This window comes from Gemella bergeri ATCC 700627, assembly GCF_000469465.1.
Taxonomy (GTDB): domain Bacteria; phylum Bacillota; class Bacilli; order Staphylococcales; family Gemellaceae; genus Gemella; species Gemella bergeri.
The window spans coordinates 17,809-37,392 of the sequence record NZ_KI271858.1 but is presented as its reverse complement, the minus strand read 5'-3'; the positions used below and the strand labels follow the sequence as shown (position 1 = coordinate 37,392).

Here is a 19,584-nt window from a genome sequence, read left to right as displayed (position 1 = left end):
TACTTTTTAACTATTAATAATATTAAAAAAACAATAAAAAAGTTAAATTTTAAGTATATTTATATTGAAAAATATTAAATTATATGTTATTATAAACAATGTTCTAGGGTTGATGTACCCTAATATAAAATTTAAGAAAAAAGAGGAATATAAAATGAGAAATAAAGAAAAATTTTCTATAAGAAAATATAAAATAGGAGTAGCTTCTGTTTTAGTCGGATTGGGAGTAGCAATCGGAGGAAGTGCAGTTGAAGCACATGCAGCGAACACTACTGATACAGCAGTAACTCAATCGGGTCTTGGCAAACAAAGCAGTAAAAAATTAACAGGCGAAGAATTAATAAAACATAGAAATGCGTCAAAAGAGGAACTAAATAAAACAGGTTTAAGTGAAAAAAGAAAAGAGGAATATAGAAAAAAAATTGATACGGAAGATGATTTTGATAAATTGTTAGAATTGGACAATAAGTTCCATGAAGAATCAAGACTAGAATCTTTAAAAAATTTTAAAAATGATAAAGCTAAAAATTTTGCAAAAGGATTAATGGAAGAAATTAAATACCAAAAAGAAAAAATAAATAAAATGAAATCTCTAACGGAAGAAGAGAGAAAAAATGCATTAGAAAATTTGGAAAAAATTGAAAAAGAAGCAATAGAAAAACTTTCTTCATTAACAACTGATGCACAAATCAATAAAGTGAGATATGAGGTTATAAAAGAATTATCTAAACCAGTTGTACCATTTAAATTCTATGTAGAAAAAGAATTAAATGATTATGCTAATAAGAAATTAGAATCATTAGGAGAAGTACATAAACAAAACCTTCTAACAGGTGAAGAGTCTTTTGAAGCAGATTATAATAATTTAGTGGAAAAATTAAAAAAAATTAGATTACAAGCTTTTGACAGAATAGATAAAGCAACTAAAAAAGATGAAATTTTAAAAATAAAAAAAGAAACAGAAACAGAAATAGATAATGCGGTTAAAGCGTATCAAAATAACAAAAGATAGTTATTAAGTAAAATAGAAAGGGTTGACCTAAAAGGAAAACTCAAAAATAAAACAAGCAAGAAACTAATCTTGCTTGTTTTCATCGTTGTTGTCTTTAATTTTTCTCCAAATAAGAAAAATTATAACGAGAATAATGATTACAATACCAATATAAATTCCGTAATTTTTAGCTATTTCTCCTGTTTGTGGAAGGGTGCTAGTAGATAATAGTTCCATATAATATACCTCTTATTTATTATTATTATGTAGTACATCTGTTTGTACTTGTTCTTTAACATTTTCTAGTGTTTCAATCGCATTCTTTTTAAATGCTTCTAATTTTTTCTGTGTTTGAGAATCTACCACCGTTTGTTTAATATTTTCTACCTGATCCTTAATAGAATTTAGAGTTGTTTGCATATGTTTTTTATAAGAATCTAGTGCAGGTTGTGTTTTTTCGCTGATTTCTTTTGCAATAGCAATGTTCTCTTTCAATCCTTTTGAATATTCTTTTACATCACATGCTTGTTCTTTAATTTGAGAAACATTCTCAGACAATTCTTTCCCATACTCAACGGCGTTATTATACCTTTTTTCCAGATTATCCTTGGTTTTATTCACAACGTTTTTAAAATCATTATACATATATTTAGCTGCATCTTCGATACCATTTTTTTTAGTATAGCTAATCATACACTTAGTATAACCATAATAATCTTTAGATTTTTTCTTAACAAATTCAGCATGTTCTTCTATTTTATTAGGATTTTTTGTGTAATAATTTGCCACCGCAATACCGGTTCCAATAACAAAAAGTTTAGATAATTTTGACATAGAATAAGTCCTTTCTATAAATTTTCCAATAGGTTACCCTACTAATTATATCATAGACAGCTTTAAATGGAAATAAAATTATATATATTTTGTAATAGAAAAAATTGGATATTAATATAACATTATAACATTGAATTAAACGTGTTTTTATAGAAAAAAACTCGAAAGAAACACATTAAAGAATTATTATTACATATTAATTTTATTTTTTTATTGAATTAATATGTAATATATTGTATAATTGTTAATGTAATATAAATAAAGGAGGAACAATGAAACTTACAGATAGACAAAAGGCGATAATAGAAATAGTGAAAAGTTTCGAACCGATTACTAGTGATGAGATTGCTGAAAAGCTATCTTTGGGGAAATCAACATTAAGAAATGATTTAGCCGTATTAGGAATGTTAGAAGTATTGGAGGCTAAACCTAATGTTGGTTATTACTACAATTACGACTTTTCACCGGGAGAAAAAAGGGAGGAATTTAAAAGTAAGTTAATAAAAGAAGTAATGGGAATTGCTATAACTGCCAGAAGCACAGCTAGTTACTCAGATGTATTATCAAAATTATTTATTTATGATGTAGGAACTATTTTTATTGTTGATGAAGATAATCATTTAGTTGGTGTAACATCGCGAAAAGATATGCTTAAATTATCACGTAACGCAGAGGCTGATAAATTGCCTATAGCACTTGCTATGACAAGGGTGCCTAATGTTGTTTACATTCATGAAGATGATTTGGTAAGTGATGCACTTAGAAAGATTATTTTACACGAAATTGACTGTTTGCCGGTAGTAAGGGAAGAATCAGGCGGCAGAATTATCGTAGGAAAGATTTCTAAAACTACATTAATAAAAATATTATTGGAGATATTGGAGGGGTAGTATGTTAACTGTGCATATTATATCGGATTCTATAGGAAATACTGCCAAAGATGTTGTAGATGCGGCGTTAGTTCAGTTTTCTTATTCTGATGATAGTTACAAAATTTTAAAAAATTCCAATGTAGGAACAAAGGACAAAATTGAATCAATTTTAGCTAATATAGAAAAAGATGATATTATCGTTCAAACATTGGTAGATAAAGAGCTGGCAAGTTATGTAAAAGAATTAGCTAAAATTAAAGGGATAGTAGTTATTGATTTACTAACTGATATATTAAATATTTTTGAAGAAAAATTAAAAGTTAAACCGGAAAATAATCCAGGTTTAATAAGAAAAATGGGAGCAGAATACTTTAAACGTGTAGATGCATTGGAATTTGCTGTTAAGTATGATGATGGAAAAGATATTAACGGATTAAAAGAAGCGGATATAATTATTCTTGGTGTATCAAGAACATCTAAGACACCACTTAGTTTATATTTAGCTAATAGAAACATTAAAGTAATGAATGTACCTATTGTTCAGGATTTAATTTTACCGGAACAATTATACGAAGTTAAAAGAAAAATTATTGGTTTAACAAATTCTGTAGAACAGTTAAATAAATTGCGGGGAGAACGTTTAAAAGCGTTAGGTGTAGATCATGGAACTGATTATACCGATGAAGTTCAAATTTTTGAAGAATTAGAATACGCAATGGATATAATGGAGAAAATGGGTTGCCCTGTTATTGATGTTCAAAACAAGGCAATAGAGGAGACTGCGGAGCTCGTTATTAATATAATGAGAGAACGTGGATTAGAAATATAAAAAGTAAGTTTAAACAAAAATATGGGGGGAAGACCATGACAAAAAAATATGTATATAATTTTAGCGAAGGTAATAAAGATATGCGTTCTTTATTAGGAGGAAAAGGTGCAAACCTTGCAGAGATGAAATCTCTTGGAATTAATGTACCACCGGGGTTCACTATTACTACGGAAAGTTGTAATAGCTATTATGAAAATGGAGAACGTATTAAACCTGAAATTTTAAAACAAATTAACGAACAATTAGAAATACTGGAAAAAGAAATCGGCAAGAAGTTAGGATGCCTTGAAAATCCACTATTAGTATCAGTAAGAAGTGGTGCAGTTTATTCAATGCCGGGTATGATGGATACAATTTTGAACCTCGGTTTAAATGATGAAACAACTATAGTATTAGCTAAGAAAAATAATAATTATCGTTTTGCTTACGACAGCTATCGTCGCTTTATTCAAATGTTTTCTGACGTGGTAATGGGTGTAGAAAAGTATAAATTTGAAGAAGTATTAACACGTGTAAAACAAGAAAATGGTTATGAACAAGATAGCGATATGAATGAAAAAGATTTGTTCAAAGTAGTAGAAGAGTTTAAAGCTATTTACAAAAAGGAAACCGGAAAAGAATTTCCGATGAGTGTAAAAGAACAATTAATGCTTGCGGTTGAAGCAGTATTTAAATCATGGAATAACAACCGTGCTAAAGTGTACAGACGTTTACACAGTATTAGCGATAAATTAGGAACAGCAGTTAATATTCAAGCTATGGTATTCGGTAACATGGGAGAAAATTGCGGTACCGGGGTATCATTTAGTAGAAATCCGGTAACCGGAGAAGATGAATTATTTGGTGAATATTTAATTAATGCTCAAGGAGAAGATGTTGTTGCAGGTATTAGAACACCAAAAAATATAAGCGTTCTTGAAGAAGATATGCCGAATTTATATAAAGAGTTTGTAGATATTTCTAAAAAATTAGAAAAACATTACAAAGATATGCAAGATATTGAGTTTACTATTGAGGATGGAAAACTTTATATTTTACAAACACGTAATGCTAAAAGAACACCGAACGCTGTAGTAGAAGTTGCTGTTTCATTGGTAGAAGAAGGTGTTATCACCAAAGAAGAGGCTATTTTACGAATAGGTTCTGATGAAGTAAACAAATTATTACATGCGACATTTGAAGAAAAATCTTTAAAAAATGCAAAACAATTAACACAAGGATTAGCAGCTTCACCTGGTGCTGCTACAGGGCATATTTATTTTTCAGCAGAAGAAGCTGTTGAAGCTGCGAAAAAATATCCGGTAATATTGGTAAGGGAAGAAACATCGCCGGAAGATATTGAGGGAATGGTAAGTTCTCAAGCTATCGTTACATTACGCGGAGGTATGACGTCACATGCTGCGGTAGTAGCTCGTGGTATGGGTAAATGTTGTGTTTGTGGTTGCCAAAATATGATTATAGATTATAAAGATAAAACATTACGTGTATCAGATGAAGTGTTGAATGAAGGTGATGTAATTTCGGTAGACGGAAGTAGTGGTAAAGTATATTCAGGCGAAGTAGAAAAAGTAGAGGCACAATTCAGTGAACGTTTCAAAAAATTATTAAGCTGGGCAGATGAAATTCGAGAAATGCGTGTATTTGCTAATGCTGATAATGAAACGGATGCAAAAGTTGCTTTTGATTTCGGAGCTGAAGGAGTTGGATTATGCAGAACCGAACATATGTTCTTTGAAGAAGATCGTATTAGTTTAGTAAGAAAAATGATTCTTGCTGCCGATACACAAGAACGCGTGAAATTTTTGGATCGTCTTCAACCAATTCAAAGTGAAGATTTTTACAAAATATTTAAAGCCGCAGACGGTAAATCAGTAAATATTCGTTTATTAGATCCACCGCTACATGAATTTTTACCAAAAGATGATAAAACAATAGAAGTTATTGCGGAAGAAATTGGTGTAACAGTAGCACAACTAAATGCAAAAATTAAAAGTATCGCAGAATTTAACCCAATGATGGGTCACCGTGGTTGTCGTTTAGGTATGACATATCCGGAAATATATTTAATGCAAGCAAAAGCAATCAGTGCAGCAGCAATTAGAGCAAGAAAAGACGGTCATGAAGTAACGGTCGAAATTATGATTCCGTTAGTGGGATTAGAAAAAGAAATTTCTTATTTACGTGAAAAAATTGTTGAGTTAGTAGAAAAAGAAATTCATTTATATGCTACAGATTTCAATTACAAAGTTGGAACAATGATTGAAATACCACGTGCTTGTTTGATTGCAGATAAAGTTGCAAAACATGCAGATTTCTTCAGTTTTGGTACAAATGACCTAACTCAATTAACATTTGGATATTCTCGTGACGATGCAGAGAAATTTATAGATATTTATAAAAAGAAAAATATCTTAGAATCTGATCCATTCGTTCACTTAGATGAAAGTGGAGTTTTGCAATTAATGGAAATCGCAGTAAACAAAGCAAGACAAACGAAACCTAATATCAAACTTGGTATTTGTGGTGAACACGGTGGAGATGAAAAATCAATCCTACTATGTTCAAAAATTGGACTTGGATATGTATCTTGCTCACCTTATCGTGTAATTATTGCACGTATAGCAGCTGCTAAAGCTGCTATTGGAGCAGAAGAAAGTGCAACAACAAAATAATAGTTAATGTCGGTGAAGAAACTCTCAATTAAAAAGTTGGGAGTTTCTTTATTGGTTGTATAATAATAAAGGCTCTATGTCAAATCTGGAACATGGAGAAAATAAATTAAAACAAATTAAATCACTACTTATCTCGATAGCGGCTAATTTATTACATAATCAGCACTTGTTTTTTTTAAGATTACATAGTATAATAAGTTATATAAATCATACAAGTTATACAAATCATACTTTAAGGAGATTAATTATCATGAAAGCACCAAAGGGAAAATATGCTTGGATAGCTACAGTTGGAGAAAAAGGTCAGATAGTAATACCTAAACAGGCACGGGAAGTATTTGATATTAAATCCGGTGACACAATTCTACTTCTTGGTGATGAAAAACGAGGTATTGCTATACCACCAAAAGGAGCGTTTGCACATTTGATGGAAGCAGCTTTTGAAGAGAAAGAGGGTGAATGATATGGAATATATTTTGGAAGTAAATGGACTTACAAAAATTTATTCAGCTTTTAAATTAAAACCTACCAGTTTTCGTATTGAAGCCGGTGAGGTTATGGGATTTATAGGTAGAAATGGTGCGGGGAAAACAACAGCACTTAAGTCTATTTTAAATCTTGTACATCCTAATGCAGGTAGCGTTCGTATTCTTGGAATGGACTATCTGGATAATGAGGATAAAATTAAACAACAGATCGGTTATGCAGTAGGTGGAATCAATTACTATAAAAGGAAAAAATTAAAAGATATTGTAGCCATTACTCGTATTTTCTATGACAATTGGGATGATGAGGCGTATCGTCATTATCTTACCGCATTTAAGCTTGACGAAAATAAGAAGATTATAGAACTTTCTGAGGGTATGAAAGTGAAATTTTACCTTACTTTGGCTCTTTCTCATCATGCGAAACTTTTGATTTTGGATGAGCCTACAAGTGGACTTGATCCGGTATCAAGAGATGAAATGAATGAAATTTTTCGAAAGCTTGCTGCTAAGGGAGTAGCAATTTTATTTTCTACTCATATCACCAGTGATTTAGAGAAATGTGCGGATACTATTACCTATATTAAGAACGGAGAATTACTTTTATCAACGAAGAAAGAAGAATTTATCCGCCATTATACCGAGGAAATAGGTGGTACACCGACACTTGAAGATATTATGGCACATATTGAAAGAGAAGAGGTGAATTTGTGATGAAAAAACTTTTTTATAAAGAAATGAAGCTGACAGCAAACTCTTTGAGTTATTGGTTTATCGCTTTTTCAGCTATGACAATGATTCCAAGATATCCTATTCTAGTTGGTACATTTTTTATCTGTCTTGGTATTTTTTATACTTACCAGCAGACTCGAGAATACGATGATATTACATATACGGTAATGTTACCGGTTAAGAAACAAGATGTGGTTACAGCTAAATATCTATTTGTTTTATTTATCGAATTTATAGCTTTTATCCTATGTACACTACTAACGGTTATTAGGATGAAAGTTTCAGGTAATGTTGCTCCTTATGCTATAAAAGAATTGATGAATGCAAATGTGGCTTATCTTGGATATATAATAATTATATTTGCAATATTTAACAGTATTTTTCTCGCAGGCTTTTTTAAGACAGCTTATAAAATTGGAAAACCTTTTGTAATATTTTGTATAGTTAGTTCTATTGTAATAGTGGTGGGGGAAGTGTTACATCATATTCCCGGTTTAGAAAGTTTGAATGAACCTTCAAATTTAAGTATACCGCAGGTTGTTATATTTGTAATTGGTGTCATCATATTTATATTGTGTACATGGTTTTCATATAAGAAAGCTATAAAGGATTTTGAAGAAATTGATTTGTAAAGCAGAGTATTGCTGGCTGTCATATGAACCTGAAAATGAAGTAGCCCGTAAATTATATCATTCATTTGGCTTTACTGAAACCGGTGATATGGATGGAAATGAGATTATCGCAATACTGAAACTTTGAGATAAATGGTTATGCACCTTTTAACTTACAGCATAGTATTTTTATAAAATTTTGAGGAAGATGCAGGGAGTTAATAATTGAATGCCACAGAATGGGTATTGTGTTCTATATAAAAGAAAAACTCGAATTAAATTGAGAAAAAACATAGAATTTAAAAAATTTCCTCTTTATTGCCCCATGTGTAAATTAGAAACTTTAGTCAATATAAAAGAATTAAAAGTAACCATAATTAAAGAGATGGACGCAAAGATACAGAACCAACAATGTAAGATATAAAATCTTATATTGTTGGCTCTGTTTGTTAGGAAATTACCGTGAATAAAATATATTACAAACCGATTTTGCATGGTGATTATTTAAGAGTGTGACACACCGCTATTTATACAAAAATATCTTCTGTATTTTTTTATTTTCATAAATAACATAATCAAGACGCCAAAGTACATGAACAAAGAGAAAGCTGTTTGTATTTTTATTATTAATAATAAGACCAGCTTTTGATTTTTATATAATTAATATCGTTTTACATATATAGAGTAGTTGTTAATTTAACAAATCTAAATCGCATTTAACTAGATTTTAATATTTTTCTGTATAATAATTGACGTGAAATTTTTTAGGTAATATAATAGTAGTTGTCTATAATTATGAAAGGAGGAGAATAATGAAGTATAAGTTAATATTATCTTGTTTGGTATGTTTAGGATTTGCAAGTATAAGTAGTGAAACAGTGCATGCTGATTTTTATACGGATTATAATACCAGCATCTTAGATACTATGCTGAAAAAAAATATTTTTGATACTGATATATTTCAAAAAACTTTGGAATATTCTCCTCCTAAAATAAATACTAATATAACAACACAAACAATAGATGAGTTAGACTATACAGCAGAATTGTTAGATTATAATAAAAGTTCATATAATTATCTGATTTTTTATTCATCAAATGATGAGAAAATTCCAACGGAATTATTTAGAATAGCAATCAATAAAACAGGAACCGGAAAAATAACAGATCGCAGTTTATTAAACAAATTAAAGCCGAATACAAAATTTTTTCTTAAGGTTATGAGTTTTAACATTGATAATAATGGAAATATTAGAGAAGTAAAGTATTCTAAATCAAGTGATTATTACTATACAAAAAAAACTATACGTTTAGCCGTTATGGAAGATGAAAAAACTGTAAAAGATAAAAATATAACTTTAATAAATTTACCAACTAAAGATGAGATACAGATAGATCCTTATGAATTGCGACAGCACTATAGAACAGACAAATATTATACTTATAACCATGCTAAGGTGGTAGTAGATAATAAAGAAACTCTTCTGAACGGTAATATTTTGACTATTCCTTATAACGCTGAAAAAGTAATAATAAATCTAGTGAAAAATAAGGATAATTGGAGAAATGTGAAAGTAGAATTTCCAACAGAGTATAAAACTGAAAACAAAGAATATTCTGCTAAGAAAAATACACCGTTATCAGAGTTTTTTAAAAACAATAATTTTAAAAGTAATTTCGAAAAAAACAGTAACTATACTTTTCGTGGTTATTATTTAGATGACATAGAAGTTAATACTTCCAATGACGATGAAATAACGAATAATATTACTATAAAAGCAAAATTTAATACTAAGTTAACATTAGATAACGGAAAAGGCACTAAAGAACAAAACTTAGTTACCGGAGAAAAGTTGGAAAAAATAGATAATAGCTTTTTTTATAAAGAAAAGTATCATATTGTAAGCTATAGCTTATATAAAAAAAATGGTGAAAAAATAAAAGATATTGCATCATTAGCAGATGAAACGGTTGACGAAAGTATAGTTGTAAAGGCTAATTACGAAGAAAATACTAATATAGTAAGTGTAAGGCAAGATGACTATAATAAACGTTTTGGAAAAGTGTCAGATGATATAAAAGATACGGATATTAAATGGAGCCAAACAAAAAAAATAGGAGACCTTTTAAAGAAATTAAGAGAAAAGGTGAAACCGAATTCCGGTTATAAAGTAGTATTTAGAATAAATAAAAAAGTAGTCGATGAATCCTCATATATTGATAAAGATATTGTTTTAGAAATCTACTTTAAAAAAATAGAAGAAGAATGGGTTAATGTGAAATTTATCGGAAAGGGGATTGACAAATTCTTATCAGACGGACAAGAAGTCTTATATAATTCCCGAATAGATAGTGCAGTTAATCTTCCAACAGCAACGGGAGAAACTGAACGAGAATTTTTAGGTTGGCAAGCCAATAGGGATTATACTATATTAGATGAAAATTCAAATAAAGTTCAAGTATCTAAAAATAAATTATTACAGACCAATGAACTGGGAGCTGTAATAGCGGAAAAAGGAAAAAATCTTGAATTTACAGCAATTTATAGGAAGATATTTAATATAGAATTTTTAAAAACTCAAACCGGTTCAGTAGAGTTATCAAAAGAAAATCAAAATATTTTAAAAGTAGATGAATTTGATAGTATAGGGATGGCAACAAAAGATAATAAAATTTTGGTATCGCCTAAAAGCCATTATAATTTATCCTATTTTACTGCAAATAAAAATGTTAAAATTAGTACGGAAAATGGTTATAAGGAAATTTTTGCCGGAGAAAAAATTGCTGAAAAAGAATTATATAATATTGTACCAACCTCCGATTTAAAAATTACTCCAATATTTGAATTTAGTCTGTTTTCAAAAACGGTAGATGATATAATAACGAGTTCTAAAATAAAAAGTATAGATGAAGCACTAATTCTTGAATTGGAGTCTACAGAAAATATTAGAAGAATATTAGGACCGCTTTACTACTTGAGATAACGCACTAGGTAATTATAGGAATTTACCTGGTGTGTTATTCTAAAATATTTATTTTAACTTGATAGAAAATGAGAATACACTTTAATAGAGAAAAAATTGAAAATATGGTAAAATTTTGTAGTTATGTAATGAAGTTTTAAGGAGTGTTATATGCAGTCAAAATTATTTATAAAAAATTTAGAAGTATTTGCTTATCACGGCTTGTTTAATGAAGAAAATAAATTGGGACAAAAATTTGTTTTTGATGTTGAATGTGATGTAAATTATACTAAGGCATTATTCAGTGATGATATGAATGACAGTATAAGTTATGCAAGTATGGCGGATGTAGTGGTAAAAACAGCAACAGTAAATACATTTAATTTATTGGAACGATTAGCAGGAGAAATTGTTAAAAATATTTTTAATAAATTTTCTGAAGTTACAGCAATCAAAGTAGAAATAAATAAACCTAACGCTCCGTTAAAGTATTCTTTTGATAAATGCGGTACTAGGTTGACTATAACACGTGTGGAGTTTGATAATTTATTATGATAATTTTAGCATTGGGTACGAACCTAGAGCCAAGAGAACAGTATTTGATTTCGGCATTAGAAAATATAGAAAAAGTCGGTATAAAAATTGAAAAAAGTAGCAGTATTTATGAAACTTCCGCATGGGGAGGTGTTGCTACTAATAATTTTTTGAATATGTGTATTGTTGTTGATTATAAAAAATCAGCATATGAGCTGCTTGAAGATATTCAACAAATAGAACATAATCTTGGCAGAGTGAGAAAAGAACATTGGGGCGACAGAACAATAGATATAGATATTATAGAATTTAATGGTGAAGTTTTTAACGATGAAAAATTAATAGTTCCACATAAGTATTTACACGAGAGAAACTTTGTTTTGTTACCAATCTTAGAAATATGCGGTGATATATTAATAAATAATAGGAGTGTAAAAAATTCTTTAGATAAACTTGATAGTCAGATTAAGGTGTATAAAAAATTATAAGTGAAAGGATAACTGATGTTTAAAATAAGAGAAGTAGAAATACCGAATAGGGTGGTGCTTGCTCCAATGGCAGGGGTATGTAATGCAGCCTTCAGATTAACAGCCAAAGAGTTTGGTGCCGGATTAGTATGTGCTGAAATGGTAAGCGATAAAGCAATTTTATTTAATAATCAAAAAACAATGAATATGCTACATATTGATCCACGAGAACATCCTCTTAGCCTTCAAATTTTTGGTGGAGATATAGAGAGTATGGTAGAAGCTGCAAAATATGTTGATAAAAATACTCAAGCCGATATTATTGATATAAATATGGGGTGTCCTGTCCCGAAGATAACAAAGTCGGATGCAGGTAGTAAATTATTATTAAATCCTACAAAAGTTTATGAAGTGATTTCACGAATAGTAGATGCAGTGGAAAAACCTGTAACGGTAAAAATGCGTATGGGTTGGGACGACGAGCATATTTATGTGATGGATAACGCAAAAAATGCAGAACGCGCCGGAGCTTCTTCAATAGCAATTCACGGGAGAACAAAGGTGCAAATGTATAGCGGGAAAGCAAATTGGGATGTTATTCGTGATGTGAAAAAAGAATTAACAGTTCCTGTTATCGGTAATGGGGATGTAACAAGTCCGGAACTTGCAAAGAAAATGCTTGATGAAACGAGTTGTGATGCGGTGATGATAGGACGAGCAGCGTTGGGTAATCCATGGATGCTATATAGAACGGTGAAGTATTTAGAAACAGGAGAATTAACACCTGAGCCAACTCCACGAGAAAAAATAGATGTTTGTTTACTACATCTAAGAAGACTTATGGAAATTAAACCGGAAAAAGTGGCAGTACACGAAATGAGAAAACATGCCTCTTATTATATGAAAGGGATTAAAGGTGGGACAAAGGTAAAAAAAGAACTTAATCATCTCAACAAATATGAAGAGATGGAACAATTATTTGAAAAGTTTCTTGATTATATAGATAATAAAAATAAAATATTAGTATAAAACTAAAAAGAGTTATCGGAATTTAAAGTTAAATTCAGATAACTCTTTTTCTTCTGGTTTTGGCACTGTGAAATAAATTCTGGAAATTACTTTTTATCAGAAAAAAACAAACCGGTTTGTCATGTAGATTTTGTTTGTGAAAAAAGTTAAATTTTTAATAAAAAATTTTCAACTTCATTTTGAGTTTTTGCTATTTTTGAAACAAATCTAGCAACTTCTTTATTATTTTTATAAGCGATAAATGACGGAATTCCAAAAATATCCAGTGTTTGAATAATTTCCGGAAATTTATCTCTATCAATGTAAATAAATTTTATATCAGAAAATTTATTTACAGTTTCTTCAAAAAATTTATCCAACATTAGGCAATCCGGACACCAATTTGCTGAAAAAACAAAAACTACTTTTTCGTTATTTTCTTTAATTGTCTTAAACTCTTCAATAGTTTTTAAATATTCTATATAGTCGAACATTATATCACCTCGCAGTATTATATAATTAAGATTATACTATTAAGTAGTAACATTATCACGCAAAATGATTTTTCTAAATAATAGTAGGAAGTAAATAGAAATCACAATTTTTAGAAAATTACTTTGAAGAATTATGATTTTTTCCCTAAGCACTTCTATTGAAAAAAATATTTCAATAGTGCATAATATACTTACAGAAAGTATTAAGTATTAATTTTATAAGAAAAAGTGTAAAATAATATATTGAAATTTTTACAAGGGGAAAAGATATGGTAAAACATTATGATTATATTGCAATTGGTGGCGGAAGCGGAGGAATTGCTTCGATTAATCGTGCTGCAATGTATGGTAAAAAAGGTTTATTAATTGAACGAGGCGAATTGGGAGGAACATGTGTTAATGTTGGTTGCGTGCCTAAAAAGGTGATGTGGCACGCCTCTCAAATATCAGAAAGTCTAAAATTATATGCAGCAGATTATGGTTTTACATTTGATAATCTAAAATTTGATTTTGAAAAATTAGTAGATAGCCGCAGTGCTTATATTGACAGAATACATGGTTCTTATGAACGTGGATTAAGCAATAATAATGTAGATGTAATTAAAGGGTTTGCTAAATTTATAAATAAAAATACTGTAGAAGTAAACGGTGAACAATATTCGGCTAATCATATTCTAATTGCAACAGGAGGGAAACCGACTATTCCTAATATTGAGGGTGCAGAATATGGGATAACTTCGAATGAAGTATTTGCATTGAAACAATTACCGAAACGTATTGCTGTAGTCGGTGCAGGATATATCGCCGTAGAATTAGCCGGTGTATTCAATGGTCTAGGCGTTAACACGCACTTATTTGTGAGAAAACATTCACCGCTGAGAACATTTGATAAAGATATAGTTGATACACTGGTAAAAGTTATCGAAAAAGAGGGGCTAACTCTACATACTCACGCTGTACCGAAAAAAGTAGTGAAAAATTCCGATAATAGTTTAACATTAATATTAGAAGATGATAGACAAACAACAGTAGATTTGCTGGTGTGGGCTATTGGAAGAAGTCCATTAACACAAGGTTTAAATTTAGAAGCGGTTGGAGTTCAGTTAAATGAACGTGGTTTTATTGAAACAGACAAATATCAAAATACGAATGTTGAAGGGATTTATGCCGTAGGTGATGTAACCGGACGCCTTGCACTTACTCCGGTAGCGGTAGCAGCAGGTCGTCGTTTGTCAGAGCGATTATTCAATGGTAAAGTAAACGAATATTTAGATTATAACAATGTAGCAACGGTTATCTTTTCACATCCACCAATCGCCGCAATAGGTTATACAGAAGAAAAAGCATTAAAAGAATTTGGTAAACAAAATGTTAAAGTATATGAATCATCATTTACACCAATGTACTCAGCGGTTACGAATAATCGTCAACCAAGTACAATGAAACTTGTAACAGTTGGTGCGGAAGAAAAAATTGTTGGACTGCATGGTATCGGTTTTGGTGTTGATGAAATGATTCAAGGTTTTGCTGTAGCTATAAAAATGGGAGCGACAAAAAAAGATTTTGATGATACGGTAGCAATTCATCCAACAGGTTCAGAAGAATTTGTGACTATGAGATAATATAGGAAAAGCATAATATAACAAGTTTTCAGTTTTTTAAGTTTAAAACTGGTTGTAGAGTGTTTATTTGTTAAAAGAAATATTTTATCTGAAATTATATTGAAAATATAAAAATCATACTAATATTAGATTATCAACAGTGGGAATAAAGGAATATAATAAATTCAACTTAACAAAAAATTAATGATTTATTTAAAACCTGAGAATCGGATATAAAATTTAATTTAAAAAACGGAAGTAAAATTATAATATCAATTTTTCAAAAATTTTGATTTGTTTTACTTCCGTTTTCATTATAATTTATCGCCATTAATAAGAAAATTTTCTAATTTTTTTCTATCTTTATCGCTCATGCGAATATGACGATTTCTTAATTTTTTTTTATTATGTTTTTTAGAAAGGTGAGAAACATTTTGCTTGCGTTCTTTTAAATCTTTAATAAAACGATGGCAATCACGTAATATTGCACCGTAACCAAGCGTTGTATCCCGTTCATCATGATCATCACTAACAACAATAATATCAACGAAATGTTCAATACGAAGTTCACGTGTTTTACGCTCTATCCATTGATCCGCCTTTTCGCCGGTTTTAGTATAGACGATATTAATTGGTGCTTCTTCTTTAATATACTCTTTAGAACGAGTTAAATATGCATCAAAGACGCAGTAAACAATATAGTTATTTCCACTTGCATATTCTTTTAATATATCAATAAGTATATCACGTTCAGTAGGAAATGTAGAACTTTTTATTAAATCATATTCTTTCATACGAAAAAGAAGATTATATCCATCAATGAATAAGTATTGTTTTTTCATGTTATCTCTCCTTTCTTAGAATAATAAAATTGTTTAATAACAATCCCAAGTATAAAGAATTTTAGAAAAATCCAGTTTTTTTAATTGTTTTTTGGTAATAAAGAAATTACCTACACCACAATCTCCCCACATAATTTTACATTCAGGATTATCATATGAATTAATTTGAAGCAATAAAATATTATAATCTTTAAATTCATCTTTAAAACGTGGATCCCATTGAGTAAATGAAGGGAAACCTCCTATTTGGGCAGCGGAGAAATTTTCATTAAATTGTTCTTCTATATAATCATAAAGTTCTTCATCATATATATATAGCTCCGTCCAATCTAACTCTATTTTAAATGATGGAAATCTTTTATTCCATTCTTTAACAAAATGAGCATCGAAGTGGTGATCTGATGGTGTCATAGATTGTTTGTCTAGTTCAAATGATAATCCGAAAGGAGAACCTTTCATTAGTGGAGTTAACGTAGTATTTCCAGTTTCTTCTTCAAAACTTTTTGGTTGATATAATGTAGTTACTTCATCTTCGCTATAATGCTCGGTAACATCGGGATAATAAAGTACTCGTTTATTAGTATTAGAATTAATATTGTTGTAGTCGACTTCAAAATCAGCACCTAAATCAGGACTTCCACCGTAAATCCAAAATTGCATAATACCACTTTTTGGATAAATATTATTTTTCGGTAATTCTTCACAATTTATTTGAGCAAGAAATGTTAACTGTTCACCTTTATTATTAGTGGGAATTTCTGCATTTTTTGGTAGGTAAAAAACACCGCCAAACTTACTATTTGTGATCTTTGTTGGAGTATTAGGAATAGGTGTTATTTTAATAACTTCAGTTTCAGTTGTTTTTTTGAATTTTGTTAAAAAATTGTCTATATCGTTGTAATCAATAAAAAGTATCATAGTTTATCCTCCTAATTATCTTTTATTCTTTCATACATCACTATACCGGCGGCAACGGATGCGTTAAGACTTTGTATTTTCCCAAGCATCGGTAAATGGTATAAGAAATCACATTCATCAGCAATTACCTTACTTATACCTGTACCCTCATTACCAATAACAATAGCTAGCGGTACGTCTTTAGCAATTTTGGTATAATCTTCAGAACGTTCTGAAAGTGTTGTTCCTGCAATCCAAAAACCGACTTGTTTAAGTTTTTTAATCGTATCAGCTAGATTTGACACACGTATTACCGGTATATACTCAATAGCACCGGCTGAGGCTTTAACAGTTGTTTGACTAATAACAGCTGCACGACGTTTCGGAATAATAACCGCCTTAACACCGCATGCTTCAGCGGAGCGAATAATTGCTCCAAGGTTATGAGGGTCTTCGATGTGATCTAGGATTAGTAATGTAGTATTTTTATTAATTTCCAAAGTGTTTATCACTTCGTCGAGTTCAAAATAATTATATGGTGCAACATAAGCGATAACTCCCTGATGTCGTTCGGTAGTTGAGTTATCAAGTTTACGCTTTGGAACTTCTTGGCAAATAATTTTTTTTTCATTTGCAATAGTGAAAATAGATTTTAAACGTCCTTTTTCAATACCTTCTTGAAAAAGTATTTTATTAATTTCACGTCCTGACTTTATTGCTTCGAGTATTGCATTACGTCCTGCTATTACCTCTTTGTCAATTTCAGTGTCATCGTTTTGAGATTCGTATTGAGATTTATTTTTTTGACGTAATTCTTTATAGTGTTTATTGTTTTTTTTCATAAAATTTAATGATGTGATTAAACATCTCCTCCAATCTTTCAAAGTTTTTTTCTAAATACAAATAACCAAAAACAGCTTCTAAACCTGTGGCTAGTTTGTATTCCATAATGCTTGAATTTTTTGCTTTAGAGTTATTTTTTTGATTTTTAGCACGATTGTAAATTTTTTTTTCTTCCTCTGTTAAAAAATTTTCTTCCAATAAATACATCATAAATCTGGCTTGCGCCCGAGCTGAAACGATAGTTGACACCGTATGGTGAAGATCATTTATTTTACCAAGATGATGTTTCATAATGTATTCACGACTTATAATATCATAAATACTATCACCAATATAAGCGAGGGTAAGTGCCTGCATTTGTTTTGGATTGTCAAAGTTTTTTTCTGTAAATTTAAATGTTATTGCTTTTTCCATCTTACTCCTTGCTTTGTATCTTCTAATACAATTCCTTGTTCTTTTAAATCATCACGAATTTTATCCGCAAGTGCAAAATCCTTGTTTTTACGTGCTTGTTCACGTCGTTCAATTAGTTGTTCAATATAGATGCTGTTGATATTGCTATTTTCTTTTACATTAATACCTAAAATGCTGCTATAAGTTTCAAAAGCGGCAATTATAAGTTCAAGCGTTTCTTTATTAACATTATCTTGTGCAGTATAAGAATTGCTAATTCTTACAATTTCATACCACGATGATAGAGCATTTGCAGTATTAAAATCGTCTTGCATATACATTTCAAATTGTTCAAGTTCATGATTTATAGCATTTATAACAGCATTATCCAACTGTTCAACGGACATTTCATTGCTTAACCTAAATTGTAAGTTATGATAAGCTGTTCTTAATTTTTCAAAATTAATTCGGGCTAACTCAATGTTTTCATTTGTGTAGTTAATTGGAGTACGATAGTGAACACTCAACATAAATAAACGCAGTACCATCGGATCAATTTCGGAAATAATGTCTTTAACAAGGCGGAAGTTACCAAGTGATTTACTCATTTTAACATTGTCTATATTAATAAAAGCATTATGCATCCAGTAATTAGCGAAAGGTGCATGATTATGGCACTCAGATTGAGCGATTTCATTTTCATGATGAGGAAAAGTTAAATCCTGACCTCCTGCATGAATATCAATGGTAGCTCCTAAAGTCTCTTTTGCCATAACAGAACATTCAATATGCCAACCGGGGCGTCCTTCACCAAATGGGCTATTCCATTTTATTTCTCCGGGTTTTGCTTTTTTCCACAATGCGAAATCAAGAGGATCTTCTTTGTGTTCACCTATCTCAATTCTAGCACCACTAATAAGGTCATCAATAGATTGTTTACTCAATTTTCCATAATCTTCTTTTTTACGTGTTCTAAAATAGACATCTCCCTCTGCTTCATAGGCAAATCCCTCATCAACAAGTTGTTTAATAAAAGTGATAATTTCATTTATGTATTCAGTTACACGTGGATTTTTAGTAGCACGTTTACATCCTAAAGCGTCGTAATCTTTGAAAAAGGCTTTGATATACTTATCGGTTAGTTCAGCTGTTGAAATATTTTCTTCATGGCTTGCTTTAATAATTTTATCATCAACATCGGTAAAGTTAGAAATAAAATCAACAGTGTAACCACTATGTTCTAAATATTTTCTAACAACATCAAAAACAATAATAGGACGGGCATTACCAATGTGAATATAGTTGTAAACCGTAGGACCACAGACATACATTTTTATTTTCCCTTCTTCAATGGTATTTAGCTTTTCTTTTTGTCTGGTTAAAGTGTTATACAGCTTGATCATTATTGCTCTCCTTATTTACTATTAATACAAATTTATAAACTTATTACTTAAATTTTAACACAAAATTACAATAATTAAAATTGTAAATTTCTATTTTCGTATCTCTTGATTTT

General features: G+C 30.1%; 22 protein-coding genes. 14 read left to right on the top strand and 8 right to left on the bottom strand.

The window, feature by feature from the left end:
* Positions 1-154: 154 nt before the first annotated feature.
* The gene (locus tag HMPREF1983_RS05705) at positions 155-1,012 is read left to right on the top strand and encodes a YSIRK-type signal peptide-containing protein (protein ID WP_040461145.1); all 858 of its coding nucleotides are present in this window, start codon (positions 155-157) and stop codon (positions 1,010-1,012) included.
* A 63-nt stretch (positions 1,013-1,075) separates the two neighbouring features.
* Here HMPREF1983_RS05705 and HMPREF1983_RS05700 read toward each other — a convergent pair whose 3' ends face one another.
* Positions 1,076-1,228 (bottom strand): LPXTG cell wall anchor domain-containing protein, encoded by a 153-nt coding sequence (locus tag HMPREF1983_RS05700; RefSeq protein WP_021753347.1) that lies wholly within the window; start codon positions 1,226-1,228, stop codon positions 1,076-1,078.
* Between the two features lie 12 nt (positions 1,229-1,240).
* Positions 1,241-1,825, bottom strand: coding sequence for a hypothetical protein (locus HMPREF1983_RS05695; protein WP_021753346.1), 585 nt, complete (start codon positions 1,823-1,825; stop codon positions 1,241-1,243).
* Positions 1,826-2,097: 272 nt separating this feature from the next.
* Here HMPREF1983_RS05695 and HMPREF1983_RS05690 point away from each other — a divergent pair, with 272 nt between their 5' ends.
* From HMPREF1983_RS05690 to dusB, 12 genes are all read left to right on the top strand, one after another.
* On the top strand, positions 2,098-2,715 hold the full coding sequence (locus HMPREF1983_RS05690; protein WP_021753345.1) for a helix-turn-helix transcriptional regulator: 618 nt from the start codon (positions 2,098-2,100) through the stop codon (positions 2,713-2,715).
* Between the two features lies 1 nt (position 2,716).
* Positions 2,717-3,526 (top strand): pyruvate, water dikinase regulatory protein, encoded by an 810-nt coding sequence (locus HMPREF1983_RS05685; RefSeq protein ID WP_021753344.1) that lies wholly within the window; start codon positions 2,717-2,719, stop codon positions 3,524-3,526.
* Positions 3,527-3,561: 35 nt separating this feature from the next.
* Entirely contained in the window at positions 3,562-6,198 is a 2,637-nt protein-coding gene (ppdK, locus tag HMPREF1983_RS05680) for a pyruvate, phosphate dikinase (protein ID WP_021753343.1), read from the top strand.
* 250 nt (positions 6,199-6,448) lie between these two features.
* Positions 6,449-6,661, top strand: coding sequence for an AbrB/MazE/SpoVT family DNA-binding domain-containing protein (locus HMPREF1983_RS05675; RefSeq protein WP_040461143.1), 213 nt, complete (start codon positions 6,449-6,451; stop codon positions 6,659-6,661).
* 1 nt (position 6,662) lies between these two features.
* Positions 6,663-7,397, top strand: a complete 735-nt coding sequence (locus HMPREF1983_RS05670) for an ABC transporter ATP-binding protein (protein ID WP_040461141.1) — start codon at positions 6,663-6,665, stop codon at positions 7,395-7,397.
* The gene (locus tag HMPREF1983_RS05665) at positions 7,397-8,047 is read left to right on the top strand and encodes an ABC-2 transporter permease (RefSeq protein ID WP_021753340.1); all 651 of its coding nucleotides are present in this window, start codon (positions 7,397-7,399) and stop codon (positions 8,045-8,047) included. Before HMPREF1983_RS05670 ends, HMPREF1983_RS05665 begins: the two co-directional genes overlap by 1 nt.
* On the top strand, positions 8,037-8,174 hold the full coding sequence (locus tag HMPREF1983_RS07730; RefSeq protein ID WP_211225818.1) for a GNAT family N-acetyltransferase: 138 nt from the start codon (positions 8,037-8,039) through the stop codon (positions 8,172-8,174). Before HMPREF1983_RS05665 ends, HMPREF1983_RS07730 begins: the two co-directional genes overlap by 11 nt.
* Before the next feature lie 81 nt (positions 8,175-8,255).
* On the top strand, positions 8,256-8,450 hold the full coding sequence (locus HMPREF1983_RS05660; RefSeq protein WP_021753338.1) for a cysteine-rich KTR domain-containing protein: 195 nt from the start codon (positions 8,256-8,258) through the stop codon (positions 8,448-8,450).
* 388 nt (positions 8,451-8,838) lie between these two features.
* Positions 8,839-11,010, top strand: a complete 2,172-nt coding sequence (locus tag HMPREF1983_RS05655) for a hypothetical protein (RefSeq protein WP_021753337.1) — start codon at positions 8,839-8,841, stop codon at positions 11,008-11,010.
* 150 nt (positions 11,011-11,160) lie between these two features.
* Complete coding sequence (gene folB / locus HMPREF1983_RS05650; protein WP_021753336.1) at positions 11,161-11,544, top strand: dihydroneopterin aldolase; 384 nt, start codon at positions 11,161-11,163, stop codon at positions 11,542-11,544.
* The gene (gene folK / locus HMPREF1983_RS05645; RefSeq protein ID WP_021753335.1) at positions 11,541-12,011 is read left to right on the top strand and encodes a 2-amino-4-hydroxy-6-hydroxymethyldihydropteridine diphosphokinase; all 471 of its coding nucleotides are present in this window, start codon (positions 11,541-11,543) and stop codon (positions 12,009-12,011) included. The genes folB and folK overlap by 4 nt, the downstream gene beginning before the upstream one ends.
* Positions 12,012-12,026: 15 nt before the next feature.
* Positions 12,027-13,019 (top strand): tRNA dihydrouridine synthase DusB, encoded by a 993-nt coding sequence (gene dusB, locus HMPREF1983_RS05640; RefSeq protein ID WP_021753334.1) that lies wholly within the window; start codon positions 12,027-12,029, stop codon positions 13,017-13,019.
* Positions 13,020-13,165: 146 nt separating this feature from the next.
* Here the strand turns inward: dusB and HMPREF1983_RS05635 are convergent, their stop codons facing one another.
* Positions 13,166-13,492, bottom strand: a complete 327-nt coding sequence (locus tag HMPREF1983_RS05635; protein ID WP_021753333.1) for a thioredoxin family protein — start codon at positions 13,490-13,492, stop codon at positions 13,166-13,168.
* A 269-nt stretch (positions 13,493-13,761) separates the two neighbouring features.
* Here HMPREF1983_RS05635 and gorA point away from each other — a divergent pair, with 269 nt between their 5' ends.
* Positions 13,762-15,114: a glutathione-disulfide reductase gene (gene gorA, locus HMPREF1983_RS05630; RefSeq protein ID WP_021753332.1), complete on the top strand. Its 1,353-nt coding sequence runs from the start codon at positions 13,762-13,764 to the stop codon at positions 15,112-15,114.
* A 293-nt stretch (positions 15,115-15,407) separates the two neighbouring features.
* On the opposite strand, the gene HMPREF1983_RS05625 is transcribed toward gorA, so the two are convergent.
* The 5 genes from HMPREF1983_RS05625 to cysS are packed head-to-tail and all read right to left on the bottom strand — an operon-like array spanning position 15,408 to position 19,471.
* A complete protein-coding gene (locus tag HMPREF1983_RS05625) occupies positions 15,408-15,935 on the bottom strand; it encodes an NYN domain-containing protein (RefSeq protein WP_021753331.1) in 528 nt (175 codons plus the stop codon).
* Between the two features lie 33 nt (positions 15,936-15,968).
* Positions 15,969-16,853 carry a YwqG family protein gene (locus tag HMPREF1983_RS05620; protein ID WP_021753330.1) on the bottom strand — a complete coding sequence of 295 codons (885 nt, stop codon included), beginning with the start codon at positions 16,851-16,853 and terminating at the stop codon, positions 15,969-15,971.
* Positions 16,854-16,864: 11 nt separating this feature from the next.
* Positions 16,865-17,674: a 23S rRNA (guanosine(2251)-2'-O)-methyltransferase RlmB gene (gene rlmB, locus HMPREF1983_RS05615; protein WP_021753329.1), complete on the bottom strand. Its 810-nt coding sequence runs from the start codon at positions 17,672-17,674 to the stop codon at positions 16,865-16,867.
* On the bottom strand, positions 17,658-18,089 hold the full coding sequence (locus HMPREF1983_RS05610) for a Mini-ribonuclease 3 (protein ID WP_021753328.1): 432 nt from the start codon (positions 18,087-18,089) through the stop codon (positions 17,658-17,660). The genes rlmB and HMPREF1983_RS05610 overlap by 17 nt, the downstream gene beginning before the upstream one ends.
* Complete coding sequence (gene cysS, locus HMPREF1983_RS05605) at positions 18,074-19,471, bottom strand: cysteine--tRNA ligase (protein WP_021753327.1); 1,398 nt, start codon at positions 19,469-19,471, stop codon at positions 18,074-18,076. The genes HMPREF1983_RS05610 and cysS overlap by 16 nt, the downstream gene beginning before the upstream one ends.
* Between the last annotated feature and the right edge of the window lie 113 nt (positions 19,472-19,584).